Genomic DNA, 17,394 nt, shown 5'->3' on the forward strand with positions numbered 1-17,394 from the left:
GGCCAGATCGACCGCCACGGTTGTGCAGGCCGACAAATCGGAAGAAGACAGGGATTGATCAATCGAACTATGATTTTTCATGGACTCGCCCTCGCTGTCGTTGGCTGTTTAGACTGCCACCGTGGCGCATTGACGCCTCGGCTTGGGCGAGTCCATCCAATTACATAAAAGCCCCTCCCTGATTGCGCCGGACTCTTGGTCTACATTGACTGGCGAGCTGTTCGATCCGCTCAGACAACAATAATCAGGAGCGCACGCATGTCCTTACAAGGCAAAACCCTGTTCATTACCGGCGCAAGTCGCGGGATTGGTCGTGAGATCGCGCTACGAGCTGCGCGGGATGGGGCCAACATTGTGATTGCCGCCAAAAGCGCCGAGCCGCACCCCAAGTTGCCAGGCACGATTTTCAGTGTGGCCAAGGAAGTCGAAGCCGCGGGCGGCAAGGCGCTGGCCTTGCAGGTGGATGTGCGTGATGAAGTCGCGGTGCGTGAGGCACTGGCCAAGGCCAACGAGCATTTCGGCGGCATTGATGCGCTGATCAACAATGCCGGCGCGATCAAGCTGACCGGGGTTCAACACATCGAACTCAAGCGCTTCGACCTGATGCACCAGATCAACACCCGCGCCGTGCTCCTGTGCAGCCAGGCCGCCCTGCCCTATCTGAAGAAAAGCGGCGGACATATCCTCAGCCTTTCCCCACCACTGAATCTGGCGAGCAAATGGTTTGCTCAGTACAGCCCCTATACCGTGACCAAATACGGCATGAGCACGCTGACCCTGGGCATGAGCGAGGAATTTTCGGCCTACGGTATCAGCGTTAACTCGTTGTGGCCGCAGACGATGATTGCGACGGCTGCTATCGAGTTTCAGTTGGGCTCGCGCGAGTCGTTCAAGCATGCGCGGACACCGGTAATCATGGCGGATGCTGCGTATCTCGTTCTGGACAGTGGTGGCCGCAGCATTACTGGGCGGCTGCTGATTGATGAGGAAATTCTGGGTGAACATGGGGTGACGGATTTTGAACAGTATCGGTTCGCGCCCGACACCACCGACCCGCTGATGCCGGACCTGTTTGTCGACTGAATGGAAGGTGCCCATCCCGATCTCGGGATGGGCACGACGCTGCTTAAAACTCGATGCGCACGTCGCCCTTCGGCACGCTGCAGCACGAAAGAATGAACCCTTCTGCTTCGTCTTCCTCGGTAATCCCGCCGTTGTGGTCCATCTCGACCTCCCCACCCAGCTTCATCACCTTGCACGTCCCGCAGATCCCCATCCCGCACGCCTTCGGAATCAACAGACCCAGCTTGGCCGCTGCCGCATGTACAGTTTCCCCCGGTGCAACGCGAATGCTTTTCCCGGACGCGGTGAATTCCACCTGGTGCAGGTCCGCGACGTCGATGTCTGGTGCGTCTGCGGCGATTTCGGCTTGTTCCACCGCATCGGCCCGGGCTTCCGGTGGTGTAGCACCGAACGATTCCTCGTGATAACGCGACATGTCGAAGCCGACCGCTTCCAGCATGCGCTTGACCGCGTTCATATACGGCGTCGGGCCGCAGCAGAACACTTCGCGCTCCATGAAGTCCGGCGCCATCAGTTCCAGCATCTTGTGGTTCAGGTAACCGCGATAACCGGCCCACGGCTCGCCCAGACCGTGCTTCTCGCAGATCAGGTGCAGGCTGAAGTTATCGATCCGCGACGCCATGTGTTCCAGCTCACGGTGGTAAATGATGTCTTTCGGTGAACGGGCGCTGTGGATAAACACCATGTCGACGTTGCCGTTGGTGTCGTAGAACCAGCGAGCCATCGACATGACCGGCGTGATACCGACGCCACCGCTGAGGTAAAGCACCTTCGGCGCAGTGAAGTCCATGGCGTTGAACAGCCCGACCGGCCCGTGCACGGCCAGCTCCTGGCCTTCATGCAGCGTGTCGTGCAGCCAGTTGGAGACCTTGCCGCCCGGTACGCGCTTGATGGTCACCGAAAAGCTGTAAGGAACCGACGGCGAGCTGGAAATGGTGTAGGAGCGCATGATCGGCACGCCTTCGATTTCCAGCTCCAGGGTGACAAACTGCCCCGGCTTGAAGAAGAACAGGATTGGCTGGTCGGCCATAAAGCAGAAGGTGCGCACATCCCAGGTTTCCTGGATGACTTTGACGCAACGGACGATGTGTCGACCATTGGCCCAGGTCTGGGTGGTTACCGGATTCAGGAAGCTGTTGGACATGCTGTTCTCCACCGCCGATGGTCGGCCTTATGTTGGCGATTCTGCGTAACGTGCGAACCACCCATTTACCTATCTGCGACATTCACATACTTATCGCGACCAGCCCACATCTACCGGGGGTTACGCGTCGGGAACAGATTGGGCCATGTCGCCCATGGATAAGGTTCTGGCGTGCGCCGGCCCCACACTCGCTCCACACAAAGACGATTCCTTTACAGCCTTGCGTAGCAAACCGTATCAGCCACTATTTCGCCGGCCACACAGAATGGCCTTGAGGATCAAATCGATGGACGTCACCGCAAAAATCAGCCTGGGCGATCCGCTGGAACCCGCTCGCAAGGCCACCGCGCAGATGCTGCAAGAGCGCGAACGCACTTTCTCGCTGCCGCAGCCGTTTTACTCTGACGAGCGGCTGTTTGATATCGATATGCAGGAAATCTTCCAGAAAGAGTGGTTGATCGCCGGCATGGCCTGCGAAATCCCGACCAAGGGCAACTACCTGACCCTGCAAGTCGGCAAGAACCCGATCATTGTGATTCGCGGCGCCGAAGGCGTGATACATGCGTTCCACAACGTTTGCCGCCACCGTGGTTCGCGGCTGTGCACCAGTGAAAAAGGCAAGGTCGCCAAACTGGTCTGCCACTACCACCAGTGGACGTACGAACTGGACGGCCGCCTGCTGTTCGCCGGTACCGAAATGGGCGCCGACTTCGACATGAAGGAGTACGGCCTCAAACCGGTAAACGTGAAAACTGCCGGCGGCTACATCTTCATCAGCCTGTCGGACAACCCGCCAGCCATTGATGACTTCCTGTCGACGCTGGACCACTACATGGAACCGTACGACATGGAGAACACCAAGGTGGCGATCCAGACCACCTTGTTCGAAAAAGCCAACTGGAAACTGGTGCTGGAAAACAACCGCGAGTGCTACCACTGCAACGCGTCGCACCCGGCACTGCTGAAAACCCTGCTGGAATGGGACGACGTTACCGACCCACGCGCCGACCAGGCGTTCAAGGACCACGTGGCCGCCTCTGCCGCTGCCTGGGAAGCCGAGAAGATTCCATACGCTCACGCCAGCTTCGGCCTGCGTAACCGCATTGTGCGCATGCCGCTGCTCAAGGGCACCGTGTCGATGACCCTGGACGGCAAGCAAGCCAGCAAGAAACTCATGGGCCGGATCCAGAACCCGGACCTGGGCTCGATGCGCATCCTGCACCTGCCGCACTCCTGGAACCACTGCATGGGCGATCACATCATTGTGTTCACCGTGTGGCCGATCAGCGCGCAGGAAACCATGGTCACCACCAAGTGGATCGTGCACAAGGACGCTGTCGAAGGCGTGGATTACGACGTCGACCGAATGCGCGAGGTTTGGGACTCCACCAACAACGAAGACCGTCGCCTGGCCGAAGAGAACCAGCGCGGCATCAACTCCACCGCTTACCAGCCAGGGCCTTACTCCAAGACCTATGAGTTTGGCGTGGTGAACTTCGTGGACTGGTACAGCGAGCGTTTGCTGAACAACCTGGGCGCGGAACCTGCGCATTACCTCAAAGGGGTTCCGGTTCAAGGCTGACCGATCCCGCTGAGACAAAAAACCGCGAACATGTTTCGCGGTTTTTTATTGTTCAAATTTCGATCAATCGCTTTAGAGCTGCCGCTGGCATGGGGCTGTAGAGGTTCGCGAACAAGTTATCCACAACTTCGCCCACAGCAAATGGGGACAAGTGCGGATTTACGAAAAACTTTCTCCACAGAAACTGAAGAAAATCCGTGACTTATCCAGAAGCAGGGTTTTTAACAGCGATTGGTTGTTTTTTGATCGAAAGCTTGTAAGACACGTTATACGTGGCTTGCAGAGGATGGCGAACACCTTATCCACAGAAGCGCCAACAGACTTTGGGGGCAACTTGGGCGGATCTGTGGAAAACCGTTGGAAGCCGCGATAAATCGGGGTTTGCGCGAGGTTTCTCGGTCTAAAACAACGATTTGATTGTTTTTTGACCAATCACCTGATAAGCCCGTTTTATATGGCCTGTAGAGGACAGCGAACATCTTATCCACAGATGCGCTAACAGAGATTGGGGGCAAGTATTGGCTCGCGCACAAAGTTATTCTCAGGAAAAAGCCTGAAAAAACCGCGAGTTAGGCTGGTTGTTTTTTGTACGAAGGGTTGCAGGGCTTGATTTGTATGGGGTGCAGCGAAGGGCGAACATGTTATCCACAGAAGCGCTAACAGGGATTGTGGGTAACCACGATCAGGTCCTGTTGAAACACGATCGGCCCGAGTCGATGTCCAGATTCAACTCATAGTCATCGAATGCACCCCACCCAAGCAAAAGCGAAGGCACGTACTGACCCAGCAACAACGACGGAGGAATCGTAAAGTCCGGGTAGTAGTTGTAGGTGATCAATTGGATATGTCCCGACAGGCTCAATTCACCCTTGTAGGTTTCGGAACGCGGTTTATCGGTGACATGAATGGGTGAGTTGCCCGGCGAGGACGACGTCAGGTAATCAGCATTGCCGGTGTCGATAATCGCCGGCGTCGCCCGACGATCCAGGCGTGCAGCAATGGTCAGTCGTTGATTAATGTCCACTCGCGCGTAATTAACTCGCGAATCGCATCGCGCGGGAGGTTCGGCGTTAAGCGCCAGGGTCTTTTTGGTGATCTTCAATCGCCCCAACTTACCGATCAAATCGAGCCCCAGTAAGTTATCCCGGTCACTGACAAACACCAGGACGTTTCTGAACTCGCTTGAGCCTATCTTTAAAGACTCAAAGATCCCGAGTTTGGCTGACAGGTCACGTTCACCATAAAACGTGCTGTAGCCATAGTGAGAGTCGGTTAATAACCTGATTCCCATTAGCTTCGCGGTTTCGTGGTTGACCCGGGTTTGCGGTGCGCCGGTGTCGAGAATGAAGCGTGACGAGGAACCATTGGCCGCTTTGACATCGAGGTAGGGCAGCACCTCGTCAGTCACGTGACCGTCGCTGGCATAGGGATGAATCGCCAGCACTTCGTACCGCTTCGCTCTTGTCACCCAAAAATCGCCAAGCGATCTGGGTGTCGCGAGGGATTCGCTGCCGAACATGGAAAACATTGCGTTGAGCTCAGGGTCATTCGCAATGGCCTGAGCATGACGACGCTTGATCGCCAGATAGTATTCGGGAAGCTGGTTCGCGGTTTTGGCCTCGAACATTCGGGCGAAAACGGAGACTGAACAATTCAGGTTGTCTTCAGCATCCAACACCTTGTCGCATTGCTGTTTCAGCTGCACCAAGGACGCTTTTTGTCCCTGTTCAGACGCTAACCATGTGTAGAAATCCAGAGTTGCCGGTCTGGTACCGGCCGTCGCACTTGTTGCTGCACACATCAAAAATGCAAGCAGCACCAGAGACGACTTTAAATTCACGCCGCAGATCAGACATGTCTCACGCCGACTGACCGCTGTCATGGTCAACCCATTCTTGAAAACGAGTTTTATGAACTAGCGCTGCGGCAACCCCGCCCCAGCTCATAGAGAAATGTAGCTCATCAGGGCCTATACATCAGATAAGCCTCCCCCGTGACCCGAATCATCGGATGGGGAGTGATTTGGCAGGTGTCGACGATACGAAAGCCATGTCGCTCGTAAAACCGGCGGGCGCCGGTGTTGGCGGCGTAGTCGATCAGGCTCAAGCCATTGAGCCCCAGCTGGCTGGCACGGTCGTAAGCGTAGGCGAGGAATTGCTTGCCCAGGCCCTGATTTCGCCAGCCTTCATGAAACGCGAGACTGGAGATGTAGAGGGTGTCGGGGATTTCCATCTTGGCATACGGCGCCAGGACCGGATCTGTGACGGGAGCGGCCAGCGGATCGTGACGCATCACGTAGCTGTGCATCATGCCAATGACGTTTCCCTGTGCCTCGGCAACGAGGCAGTTCTGCCAGGAAAAATCCACGTCTTCACGGGCATACCGACTGGCGCCCACGTCCAGTAAATCCTGACCGGGTTGCGCCAGTTGGCTCCAGATGTAATCTGCAGCACCTTCTGACGAAATCTGGAACAAGCGAGCAATCTCCCGCGCATCCGCGCGCAGGGCCGAACGAAATTCAACGGTCATTATTTTTCCTTGTGGGAGCGGGCTTGCTCGCGAAGGCGTCTTGTCAGCCAGCATCTGTAATAACTGACACGCCGCCTTCGCGAGCAAGCCCGCTCCCACATTAGATCTTCACTGGATGTCCGCTAGCGGACCACGCCTTCTTCGATCAGTAACTTGAGAATCGCCTCGGCCCCAGCCTCGGCACTCAACCCTTTAAGCACCTGCCCGCCCCCGCCGCTGGCCTTGGCCGTCGCGGCCTTCATCCGGTCCGCGCCGCTCTTGGCCTTGATCACCTTCAAGCGTTTAGGCCGTGGCTTGGCCGGTTGCAGCGTGGCGACTGCCAGCAGTTCATCGTCGATCACTTCGACTTCATCCGCCTGCAACACCCCGCGTCGGGCCGGGCCGTAGGCGCTCTGCCGAGGTTTCGGCGCGGCGTTATCCACAGTCGCGAGGAACGGCAGCCGCACTTTCAAGCGACGGCGCTGACCACGAGGCAAGGCTTGCAGCACCAGCGCTGAATTACCGTCGATGGATTCAACTTGAGCCAGCCCCACGACCAACGGCCAACCCAGGCTTTCGGCCAGCAGGAACGGCAGCATGCCCGAGCCTTCGCCGGTTTCCGCCTGGCTGCCGGTCAGCACGACCTGCGCCCCGGCGTCACGCAAATACGCGGTCAATGCCGGCAGTGCATCGGCGCCTGAAGGTTGTTCAAGCACGTGCAGCTGTTCCAGGCCCATGCCCAAGTACGCGCGCAACGCCGGTTCCGCAACGTCGCCGGCATGCAGCACTTGCAGGTTATCCCCAGCCAGCTGCAGACCCAGTTCCACAGCCCGCGCATCCTGTTCCGCGCGGCGCGGCCGGCCGGAGGTCGGGTGGGCGCCGATGGACACCAGGCTGATGATTTTCGTGCTCATAACCCTTTCCTTCCCTTAAGCCGCATCGCGCTTGGCTTCGTTGCGGTATGCCTCTACCGCATCGATCAAGGCTTGAAGAATCTCGGCGCTCTCGCCGATCACCGACAGGTCGGCCCGTTTGATCATGTCGCAGCCAGGGTCGAGGTTGATCGCCACCACCTTGTCGCAGGCACCGATGCCTTGCAGGTGCTGGATCGCCCCGGAAATCCCCACCGCTACATAAACCCGCGCAGTGACCCAGGTGCCGGACGCACCGACCTGACGGTCGCGGGCCATGAAGCCATCGTCCACCGCCACTCGGGACGCGCCTTCGGTAGCACCCAACGCTTCGGCGGTCCTGTGGAAAAGTCCCCAGTCCTTGACCCCATTGCCGCCGGAGAAGATGAACTCGGCTTCGGCCATCGGAATCACCGCCGGGTCCACCGCCACCGCACCCAAATCCTCGATGCGCGACAAGCTTCGTGCGACCGCTGTGGATAACTCCACCGGCAAGGCTTCGTGACGGGTTTCGCTCACAGGTTCGGCGCACTCGACGGCAGCCAGAATCAAGCGTGCGACCGGGCGCGCAAGGTCTTGCAAACCGGCACCGGCGCGGCCAATGCATTCCTGATCCTTGACCTGCCAGACCCGCGTGGCCGGGCGTTCGCCCAGTGCTGCGGCAAAGCGTCGACCCAATTCACCACCGCCGCTGCGGCTGTCCGGAAGCAGCCAGTGACGTGGGCTGAACTGGTTATCCACAGCCCGAAGGCCCTGGACCCGTTGTTCCGGTGCATAACCGTTGAATTCTTCGCCTTCCAGCACCAGCAAGCGATCAACGCCAGCGGTGGCGAAGGCGTTTTCTTTATGTTCGCCAAAGATTACGGCCAACACCCCGCCGTCCTTGCCGGCCAATTGGTGAGCCAGGCCCAGCAAGTCGCGGTCGTGACTGCTCAAGCGGCCGCCGACCATGTCTGGCACCACGCTGATGTAAAACGCAGGTGCAGGCACTTGATGCAGTGGCAATTGCACTTCAACCGCGGCCGAGCGTTTGGTCGCCCCGCCCTGTTGAGCGCCGCTGCGGTCAATTCGCTTGATGCCGTTGGGGCCGATAAAGCCGATGCCGTGCAAATTCTTGCGGATGACGCCGTTAGGCCCCATCCAGCTGTGTTGCGCCGGTTGCATGGCCGCGTGCAGCGGGTGCAGACGGTTGCGGGCGATCCATTCGGCGCGTGGGTCGCGGCGGATAATGTCGCTCATCAGTGGGCCTCCGCAGGTTCACGTTGGGCCGGTTTGGTCGGCTTGCTCGGGGCCGCGTCTTCGAGCAACGCGTCCGCCACCAGTTCGGCGATGTCCTTGATCAACGGCCGAGGTTCGACCACGCCTTCGAGCATCGCGGTGCACTGTGGACAACCCACGGCCACCAGTTCGGCACCGGTTTCGCGGATGTCTTCCATGCGCATGTCGGGGATCCGTTGCTTGCCCGGAATGTCGGTGATCGGCGCACCGCCACCACCGCCACAGCAGCGCGAGCGGAAACCGGAGCGTTGCATTTCCTTGATCTCGATACCCAGGGCGCGCAGCACTTCACGCGGTGCCTCGTATTCGCCGTTGTAGCGGCCGAGGTAGCACGGGTCGTGATAAGTCACGCTGCTGCCTTTGTGCTGGCCGAGGTTCAGGGCGCCAGCGCCAATGATTTCCGCCATGAAGGTGCTGTGGTGCTGCACGAGGTAGTTGCCGTCGAAGGCGCCGTACTCGTTTTTCAGCACGTGGAAGCTGTGCGGGTCGCAGGTGACGATGCGGTTGAAGCTGTACTTGGCCAGGGTCTGGATGTTGCGCTTGGCCAACAGCTGGAAGGTCGCTTCGTCGCCCAGACGTCGGGCCACGTCACCGCTGTCGCGTTCTTCAAGCCCCAGCACCGCGAAGTCGACCTTGGCCGCTTTCAGCACTTTGACGAAGGCGCGCAGAGTGCGCTGGTTGCGCATGTCGAAGGCACCGTCGCCGACCCAGAACAGCACGTCGACAGATTTCTTCTCGCTGAGCAGGTTCAGGTTCAAGTCCGCCGCCCAGTTCATCCGCCCGCCCGGGGCGAAACCGCCAGGGTTGTCGGTGGCGATCAGGTTTTCCAGGACTTCGGCGCCCTTGTTCGGGGTCGCGCCTTTTTCCAGGGTCAGATGGCGGCGCATGTCGACGATGGCGTCGACGTGCTCGATCATCATCGGGCACTCCTCGACACAGGCGCGGCAAGTGGTGCAGGACCACAAGGTTTCAGCGTCCACCAGACCGTTGACGATCGGTTGATGCGGATTGCCCGCGTGTTCGCCAATGGCTTTACCCGGATACGGGCTGCCGGCGAACTTGGCATCGGTGCCGCCGGCCAGGCCAACGACCATGTCTTGAATCAGTTTTTTCGGGTTCAGCGGCTGGCCGGCGGCGAACGCCGGGCACGCGGCTTCGCATTTACCGCACTGCACGCAGGCGTCGAAGCCGAGCAGTTGGTTCCAGGTGAAATCCTTGGGTTTTTCCACGCCCAGTGGCGCGTTTGGATCGTTCAGGTCCAGCGGTTTCAAACCGGTGGAGCGGCCGCCACCAAAGCGTTCGGCGCGACGGTGCCAGGCCAGGTGCAGGGCACCGGCGAAGGCGTGCTTCATCGGCCCGCCCCAGGTCATGCCGAAGAACAATTCACTGACGCCCCACAGCACACCGACGCCGAGAATCGCAGCTACCACCCAACCACCGAAGTTTTCCGGGAGGATGCCGGCGACCGGCAGGGTCAACAGGAAGAAGCTCGCTGAGAACGCCAACAGGCTTTTCGGCAGGCGCATCCACGGCCCTTTGGACAGGCGGGCGGGCGGGTTACGACGACGCAGAAACATGAAGATCGCACCGACGAACATCACCGCCGAGGCAATCAACAGGGCAAAACCGAGAATGCGGCTGTGCAGGCCGAAACCGTGAACCAGTATCGCCAGCACAATGGACGCCACCGCACCACCGGCCGTGGCCACGTGGGTGTTGGCGATGTATTTGTCCCGCGCGACGACATGGTGCAAATCGACCATATAGCGCTTGGGCATGGCGAATAGGCCACCGATCAGGTCGACTTTCGAAGCCCGGCCTCGGCGCCACATAGCCACCCGCCGCAACGCGCCGAGGACAGCGAGGCCCAGGGCTGCGAACAACAGGATTGGAAGAAGGGTGTTCAACATGGTGGAGCTCCCAAAGACCGCAGGGTCTTGCAGGCTTAACTAGCTGGATGCCTTGCCCGATTCCTGTGGGAGCGGGCTTGCTCGCGAAAGCGGCGGGTCAGTCGACATCAATGTTGAATGTCAGTCCGTCTTCGCGAGCAAGCCCGCTCCCACAGGGTTATCCACAAGCTCTTAGAAATCCTTGCACAACCGCAGCGCGTCATAGATCGCCGCGTGGGTGTTGCGTTGCGCCACGCAGTCGCCGATGCGGAACAGCAAGTAGCCGTCGCCCGCCTGGCTCAGCGAAGGTTGCGGCTTGATCGCGAACAGGGCCTCGATGTCCATCTGGCCTTTGTTGCGCGACGCTTCCTTCAGCGCGTAATAGATTTCTTCGTCTGGACGCACGCCGTTTTCGACGACGACCTGGTCCACCACCCGCTCCTCTTTGGCGCCGGTGTATTCGTTTTCCAGCACCGCCACCAGCTTGTCGCCTTCGCGGTAGACCTTCTCCAGCATCATGTCGCCGGTCATGATCACTTCTTTGGGGTACATGCTGCGGTAGTACGTCGGGAACGAGGTGCCGCCAATCGCAACACCCGGTTTGATGTCGTCAGTGACGATCTCGACCTGGCTGCCCTTGTCGGCGAGGAAGTCCGCGGTAGACATCCCGGTGAACTCGCAGATAGTGTCGTAAACCAGCACGTTCTTGCCCGGTGCAACCTTGCCGTCGAGGATGTCCCAACTGCTGACGACCAGGCCTTCCGCCGCGCCCCAGTGCTCGTTCTGCTCCAGGAATGGATGGCCGCCGACGGCGAGTACCACCACGTCCGGACGCAGGTCGAGAATGGTTGCCGCATCGGCGGCCACGCCCAGGCGCAGGTCGACTTTCAGCCTCGCCAGCTCAAGCTGGAACCAGCGGGTGATACCGGCGATCTGGTCCCGTTGCGGGGCTTTCGAGGCGGTGGTGATCTGCCCGCCGATGAATTCTTTCTTCTCGAACAGGGTCACGTCGTGGCCACGTTCGGCGGAGACGCGAGCGGCTTCCATCCCGGCAGGACCGGCACCGACCACCACAACCTTGCGCTTCACACCGGTCGACTTCTCGATGATGTGCGGTACGCCCATGTATTCACGTGAGGTCGCGGCGTTCTGGATGCACAACACGTCCAGACCCTGGTACTGACGGTCGATGCAGTAGTTGGCGCCGACGCATTGTTTGATCTGGTCGACCTGACCCATTTTGATCTTGGCGATCAGGTGCGGGTCGGCGATGTGGGCGCGGGTCATGCCGACCATGTCGACGTAACCGCCTTCCAGAATTCGGGTCGCCTGGTTCGGGTCCTTGATGTTCTGCGCGTGCAGCACCGGGGCCTTCACCACTTCCTTGATACCGGCCGCCAAGTGCAGGAACGGCTCCGGTGGATAACTCATGTTCGGAATAACGTTGGCCAGGGTGTTGTGGGTGTCGCAACCCGATCCCACCACGCCGATGAAGTCGATCATGCCGGTGTCGTCGTAGTACTTGGCGATCTGCTTCATGTCCTCGTGGGACAAGCCGTCCGGGTGGAACTCATCACCGCACAGACGGATGCCGACGCAGAAATCCGGGCCGACTTCTTTGCGAACAGCCTTGAGTACTTCGAGGCCGAAACGCATGCGGTTTTCGAAGCTGCCGCCCCATTCGTCGGTACGTTTGTTGACGCGCGGGCTCCAGAACTGGTCGATCATGTGCTGGTGCACCGCCGAAAGTTCAACGCCGTCCAGGCCACCGGCCTTGGCCCGCGCAGCGGCGCTGGCGTAGTTGCCGATCACCCGCCAGATTTCTTCCGGCTCGATGGTTTTGCAGGTCGCACGGTGCACCGGCTCACGGATGCCCGACGGCGACAGCAGGGTTGGCCAATGCTCGCCGTCCCAGCGGGAACGACGACCCATGTGGGTAATCTGGATCATGATCTTGGCGCCATGCTTGTGCATGGCATCGGCCAGGTTCTGGAAGTGCGGAATGATCCGGTCGTCGGCCAGGTTGACCGACTTCCACCAGCCTTGCGGGCTGTCGATGGCCACACTGGAGGAACCGCCGCAAATCGCCAGGCCGATCCCGCCCTTGGCTTTCTCTTCGTAATACTTGACGTACCGGTCGGTGGTCATGCCGCCGTCGGTGGCATAGACCTCGGCGTGCGCGGTGCTGAGCACGCGGTTGCGGATGGTCAGTTTGCCGATCTGGATCGGCTGGAACATTGCTTCGAAAGCCATGGCGGGTTCCTCGACTTACAACGGCTTGACGGTGAACAGGCCGTCGTCGTGGCCTTCTTCGGAGCCACCGTAAACCTGTTCGGCAACGGTGCGGATCTTGCTGCCACGAGCTTGCAGAATCTGGTCCATGGCACCGGCAAACCAGCCCGTGAACATGTAGTCGACTTTGCGGCCGACCTTGCCGTACACGTAGACGAACGCCGAGTGTTCGAGCTTGACGCTGGCAGTGCCTTTGTCGAGGTCGATGTCCTGGATCTTGAACAGGCCCCAGCCGCGCTGCGACAGGCGCTTCATGTAGTGCTCGAACACCGCAACGCCTTCCAGGCCGTGGCACTCGGCTTCTTTTTCACACCAGTGCCAGGCGGATTTGTAGCCGGCCTTGTAGAGGATTTCGGCGTAGGCGTCGGCGCCCAGCACTTCCTCGATGCCCATGTGGTTGTTGACGAAGAAGTGACGCGGTACGTACAGCATTGGCAGGGCGTCGGAGGTCCAGACACCGGTTTCGCTGTCGACTTCGATTGGCAATTGCGGGGCGATCTTGGCCATGGAAACTTAACTCCAGAAAAATTCGTTGTGTTGTCGTGCCGTAGCAGCTGTCGAGCCTGCGAGGCTGCGTTGGGCGGCGAAGCAGCCCCCGAGGGCGGTCCTGCGGACCGCAACGCAGCCTCGTGCCTCGGCAGCTGCTACAGCGTTCGTTTGAAAAAGGGGTTACTCGCCCCAGACGTCCTTCAAGACGTTGACCCAGTTCTCGCCCATGATCTTGCGGACCACACGCTCGGAATGGCCGCGCTTGAGCAGGGTTTCGGTCAGGTTCGGGAACTCGCCGACGGTGCGGATGCCCAGCGGGTTGATGATCTTGCCGAAGCTGGTCAGACGGCGGGCGTAGCCCTTGTCATGGGTCAGGTATTCGAAGAAGTCCTGGCCATGGCCCTGGGTGAAGTCAGTGCCGATACCGATGGCGTCTTCACCTACGATGTTCATGGTGTATTCAATGGCTTCGGCATAATCGTCGATGGTCGAATCGATGCCCTTGGCCAGGAATGGCGCAAACATGGTCACGCCGACGAAACCGCCGTGATCGGCGATGAACTTCAGTTCTTCATCGGATTTGTTGCGCGGGTGAATTTTCAGACCCGACGGCAGGCAATGGGAGTAGCAGACCGGTTTCTTGGATTCGAGGATGACTTCTTCGGAGGTTTTCGAGCCGACGTGGGACAGGTCGCACATGACGCCGACGCGGTTCATCTCGGCGACGATTTCGCGACCGAAACCCGACAGGCCGCCATCACGCTCGTAGCAACCCGTACCGACCAGGTTCTGGGTGTTGTAGCACATCTGCACGATACCGACGCCCAGCTGCTTGAAGACCTCGACGTAGCCGATCTGGTCTTCAAAGGCGTGGGCATTCTGGAAGCCGAAGAGGATGCCGGTCTTACCCTGCTCCTTGGCCTTGCGGATATCGGCGGTGGTGCGTACCGGAATCACCAGGTCGCTGTTTTCGCGGATCAGCTTCTGACTGGCGGCGATATTGTTGACGGTGGCCTGGAAGCCCTCCCACACCGACACGGTGCAGTTGGCCGCGGTCAGACCGCCCTTGCGCATGTCTTCGAACAGCTCACGGTTCCACTTGGCAATAATCAGACCGTCGATAACGATGCTGTCGGCGTGCAATTCGGCTGGGCTCATCAGGCTGTCCCCTATTAGCGATTCATGCGCCGAATCGTGTGTCGGCGCTTTGGGGCCAGCATATGCCTGAGGGAGGGGGCAGCCGGGTGCAAAAACGACAGGGGGTTTGCCGAAAGCGTCAATCCGCGACAAAGGGTCGTCGCCAGACGTCATGGGCCACCTGTTCAAGGGCCTGCGCATGAGCCAGAATTCGCGGCATTACTGAATGCTTTACTGGAATAAGGGGCGGCAGCGCAATGAAATCGATCTTCCTGGCTTTGGCACTGATAGCGACCGGTGTACACGCGGCTGAAGAGTCCGAAGATAACCCCTGCGACAAAGTCGAAAACGAAGTCCAGACGCTGGAATGCTCGGTCTACAGCAGAACCACCGCCGAACAGTTCCTGAAAGACAACTATCAAGGCCTGACCGAGCGCATGCAAACGCTCTACGGCAAGAACCCGGCACAACTGACCGACATCACCGCCAAGCTCAAGGCGGCTCAGCAGCAATGGCTGAAGGCCCGGGATGCGGATTGCGCGGTTGAGGCGTTTCCGGCGACGAGCGGTAGCAAGGCGTTCACGATTGCGCAAAATGATTGTGTCGCGCGGATGAGCGATGAGCGGTCGGAGTTTTTGGAGTCGATTGGGCAGGAGTGAACCTTATCGTCCGTCGGAAGCTGGTGCTGTCGCCAGCTTTCTAACCGCAAGAAATGACCTTTCCCGCAAGCAGTTTTCATCTCGCCTACAACCGCCCTTTAGCTCAATAAACGACCGCTTCAGTCGGGCAACATGCCGACACGGTTCGTTTGTTTGCGACCTGGAAAATATAAGTAAAGATTCGAAAATCTTATAAAAGACTTATATTCCCCTATGAACAGCATCCACTGGACTCGAAAGGCCGTTAAGCAGCTTCTGAAATTGCATTCCGCTCATCAGATCCAGGTTCGTGATGCCATCACGGTGCTGGTTGACATGCCTGATGTGGGCAACGTCAAAGCACTGGTTGGTCATGATTACGCCTACCGTCTGCGAGTCGGCAATTATCGGATCATGTTCGACTGGGATGGCGCAATTAAAGTGATCAGTATTCAAGAGGTCAAAAAACGCGATGAGCGCACCTACTGACGTTCAAATTATTAATGACGCTGACGGAAACCCCGCCTTCGTGGTTATTCCATACGCGCAATACATGGCGCAAAAGATCGAGCACGACCTGATCCCTCATGAGGTGGTCAGCCGTATCGTCGACGGCGCAACGCCAATTCGCGCCTGGCGCGAACATCTGAACCTGACCCAGGATGAAGTTGCCAAACGCATGGGCATCTCCCAACCGGCCTTCGCCCAACAGGAGACCGTCGCCAAGCCTCGCAAAGCGACCCGTGAGAAAATTGCCGCGGCTTTTGGCATCAACGCCGATCAGCTTGAGCTGTAAGCTGCACGCCATCAGCCAGTTAAGGAACTCAAATGAAATTCTGCGGCATCGAAATCAAAGGCACCGAAGCGATCATCGCCGTGGCCTCCCTCGACGGTCAGGCCCTGAGCCACGTCGCCCTGGCCACCAAGAAAATCGCCCTCGACGATGACGACGAAGCCGCGAACGTCAAAGTATTTGCCGCTCAGGTGGCGTCGTTTGTACGCGAGAATTCCATCGACCGGATTGCGATCAAGAAGCGCAGCAAGAAAGGCGAGTTCGCCGGAGGGCCGACCACGTTCAAGATCGAGGGCGTTTTTCAGTTGTTGGAGAGTTGCGAGGTGACGTTGCTGTCGCCACAAACCATCAATGCGCAGGCCAAAAAGCACAACTTCGAACTGCCGGGGACGTTGAACAAGTATCAGCATGAAGCGTTTAAAGCGGCCTGCTCCGCCCTGATGAAGAAGTAAAAGCGAAACCGGATCAAAATGTGGGAGCGGGCTTGCTCGCGAATGCGGTGGATCAGTTGACATCAATGTTGAATGACTGACCGCATTCGCGAGCAAGCCCGCTCCCACATTTTGTCTTGTGTACAGGCTTCTGGCGTGATCAAACCAGTTCCCGACCATCCCCCAGCCGCCGTCGGTCTTCCCTTGGACACCGTTCAAACCGCGCTCGATAGCTGCGGGTGAAATACGACGGCGATTCAAACCCGCACGCGATACTCACTTCCAACACACTCATGTCCGTCTGCCGCAACAGCTGCCGGGCCTTCTCCAACCGCAAGCGCAGGTAGAAATTGCTCGGTGTGTCGTTCAGGTGCAGGCGAAACAATCGCTCCAACTGCCGCCGCGTCACCTTGATCGATTCGGCCAATTCCAGCGTGCTCAGCGGCGGTTCGCTGTGCTGCTCCATCTCCCCGATCACATGCACCAGTTTCTTGTTGCTGATGCCATAACGCGTGGCGACTTCCATGCGCTGGTGGTCTTTGCGCGGGCGAATGCGGCCGAGCACGAATTGTTCGCTGACCTGAATCGCCAGTTCCGGGCCATGGGCCTGACTGATGAGGTCGAGCATCAGGTCGATGGACGCAGTACCGCCGGCGGAGGTGATGCGCCGGCGGTCGATCTCGAACAGCTCCTGGGTGACGCTGAGCTGTGGATAGGACTCCTTGAACGCGTCGATGGCTTCCCAGTGCAGGGTCAAGCGGTGGCCGTCGAGCAGGCCGGCCTCGGCGAGGATGAAGCTGCCGGTGTCGATGGCGCCGAGGGTCACGCCTTCATTGTCCAGTCGGCGCAGCCAGTGCTCCAGCGCCGGGGTGGCGAATTTCAGGGGTTCGAAGCCGGCGACCACCAATAGCGTTGCACCTTTCTTCAGCGGTTCCAGCGCCGCATCGGCGTTGACCGACATGCCGTTGCTGGCCAGCACCGCTCCGCCGTCCGTACTGAGCACATGCCAGCGGTATAGCTCGCCACGAAAACGATTGGCGACCCGCAGCGGCTCGATGGCCGAGATAAATCCAATCGCCGAGAAACCCGGCATCAACAAGAAATAGAAATCCTGGGACATGGAGCGCACTCGACTGGCAGGTAACGAGAGGGCGGGAAGCGTGTGGACGTTGATACGCCACTTGCAAGAGGCATTCAAGAGCGCAGGTCGCTGCAGTGC

16 protein-coding genes are annotated in these 17,394 nt (G+C 59.1%); 6 read left to right on the forward strand and 10 right to left on the reverse strand.

What is annotated here, in order from left to right; translation table 11 throughout:
• The first annotated feature begins 258 nt into the window (after positions 1-258).
• Positions 259-1,083: an NAD(P)-dependent oxidoreductase gene (locus FQ187_RS02150; RefSeq protein WP_149628233.1), complete on the forward strand. Its 825-nt coding sequence runs from the start codon at positions 259-261 to the stop codon at positions 1,081-1,083.
• A 43-nt stretch (positions 1,084-1,126) separates the two neighbouring features.
• On the opposite strand, the gene gbcB is transcribed toward FQ187_RS02150, so the two are convergent.
• Entirely contained in the window at positions 1,127-2,227 is a 1,101-nt protein-coding gene (gene gbcB, locus FQ187_RS02155; protein ID WP_129440532.1) for a glycine-betaine demethylase subunit GbcB, read from the reverse strand.
• Positions 2,228-2,513: 286 nt separating this feature from the next.
• Here gbcB and gbcA point away from each other — a divergent pair, with 286 nt between their 5' ends.
• Positions 2,514-3,809, forward strand: coding sequence for a glycine-betaine demethylase subunit GbcA (gene gbcA / locus FQ187_RS02165; RefSeq protein WP_149628234.1), 1,296 nt, complete (start codon positions 2,514-2,516; stop codon positions 3,807-3,809).
• Positions 3,810-4,491: 682 nt separating this feature from the next.
• Here the strand turns inward: gbcA and FQ187_RS02170 are convergent.
• The 8 genes from FQ187_RS02170 to FQ187_RS02210 all read right to left on the reverse strand — a co-directional run bounded on the left by FQ187_RS02170 (position 4,492) and on the right by FQ187_RS02210 (position 14,334).
• Positions 4,492-5,691, reverse strand: coding sequence for a retropepsin-like aspartic protease (locus FQ187_RS02170; protein WP_149628235.1), 1,200 nt, complete (start codon positions 5,689-5,691; stop codon positions 4,492-4,494).
• 80 nt (positions 5,692-5,771) lie between these two features.
• Complete coding sequence (locus tag FQ187_RS02175; RefSeq protein WP_149628236.1) at positions 5,772-6,338, reverse strand: GNAT family N-acetyltransferase; 567 nt, start codon at positions 6,336-6,338, stop codon at positions 5,772-5,774.
• A gap of 122 nt (positions 6,339-6,460) precedes the next feature.
• Positions 6,461-7,231, reverse strand: coding sequence for an electron transfer flavoprotein subunit beta (locus FQ187_RS02180; RefSeq protein WP_123368597.1), 771 nt, complete (start codon positions 7,229-7,231; stop codon positions 6,461-6,463).
• A gap of 15 nt (positions 7,232-7,246) precedes the next feature.
• On the reverse strand, positions 7,247-8,467 hold the full coding sequence (locus FQ187_RS02185) for an electron transfer flavoprotein subunit alpha/FixB family protein (RefSeq protein ID WP_149628237.1): 1,221 nt from the start codon (positions 8,465-8,467) through the stop codon (positions 7,247-7,249).
• Positions 8,467-10,416 carry a dimethylglycine demethylation protein DgcB gene (dgcB, locus tag FQ187_RS02190; protein WP_149628238.1) on the reverse strand — a complete coding sequence of 650 codons (1,950 nt, stop codon included), beginning with the start codon at positions 10,414-10,416 and terminating at the stop codon, positions 8,467-8,469. Before dgcB ends, FQ187_RS02185 begins: the two co-directional genes overlap by 1 nt.
• A gap of 171 nt (positions 10,417-10,587) precedes the next feature.
• Entirely contained in the window at positions 10,588-12,648 is a 2,061-nt protein-coding gene (gene dgcA / locus FQ187_RS02200) for a dimethylglycine demethylation protein DgcA (protein WP_149628239.1), read from the reverse strand.
• Positions 12,649-12,663: 15 nt separating this feature from the next.
• A complete protein-coding gene (locus FQ187_RS02205) occupies positions 12,664-13,194 on the reverse strand; it encodes a DUF5943 domain-containing protein (RefSeq protein WP_008033249.1) in 531 nt (176 codons plus the stop codon).
• A gap of 162 nt (positions 13,195-13,356) precedes the next feature.
• Positions 13,357-14,334, reverse strand: a complete 978-nt coding sequence (locus FQ187_RS02210) for a dipeptidase (protein ID WP_008033250.1) — start codon at positions 14,332-14,334, stop codon at positions 13,357-13,359.
• A 236-nt stretch (positions 14,335-14,570) separates the two neighbouring features.
• On the opposite strand from FQ187_RS02210, the gene FQ187_RS02220 reads away from it, so the two are divergent.
• The 4 genes from FQ187_RS02220 to FQ187_RS02235 all read left to right on the forward strand — a co-directional run bounded on the left by FQ187_RS02220 (position 14,571) and on the right by FQ187_RS02235 (position 16,196).
• Positions 14,571-14,972: a lysozyme inhibitor LprI family protein gene (locus FQ187_RS02220; protein WP_149628241.1), complete on the forward strand. Its 402-nt coding sequence runs from the start codon at positions 14,571-14,573 to the stop codon at positions 14,970-14,972.
• 213 nt (positions 14,973-15,185) lie between these two features.
• Entirely contained in the window at positions 15,186-15,440 is a 255-nt protein-coding gene (locus FQ187_RS02225; RefSeq protein WP_149628242.1) for a type II toxin-antitoxin system RelE/ParE family toxin, read from the forward strand.
• Complete coding sequence (locus tag FQ187_RS02230; protein ID WP_149628243.1) at positions 15,424-15,747, forward strand: helix-turn-helix transcriptional regulator; 324 nt, start codon at positions 15,424-15,426, stop codon at positions 15,745-15,747. The genes FQ187_RS02225 and FQ187_RS02230 overlap by 17 nt, the downstream gene beginning before the upstream one ends.
• A 32-nt stretch (positions 15,748-15,779) precedes the next feature.
• Positions 15,780-16,196 carry a DUF3010 family protein gene (locus FQ187_RS02235; RefSeq protein WP_149628244.1) on the forward strand — a complete coding sequence of 139 codons (417 nt, stop codon included), beginning with the start codon at positions 15,780-15,782 and terminating at the stop codon, positions 16,194-16,196.
• Between the two features lie 139 nt (positions 16,197-16,335).
• Here FQ187_RS02235 and FQ187_RS02240 read toward each other — a convergent pair whose 3' ends face one another.
• Positions 16,336-17,295, reverse strand: a complete 960-nt coding sequence (locus tag FQ187_RS02240) for a GlxA family transcriptional regulator (RefSeq protein ID WP_149628245.1) — start codon at positions 17,293-17,295, stop codon at positions 16,336-16,338.
• Between the last annotated feature and the right edge of the window lie 99 nt (positions 17,296-17,394).

Source organism: Pseudomonas sp. ANT_J28 (assembly GCF_008370005.1).
GTDB lineage: Bacteria > Pseudomonadota > Gammaproteobacteria > Pseudomonadales > Pseudomonadaceae > Aquipseudomonas > Aquipseudomonas frigoris.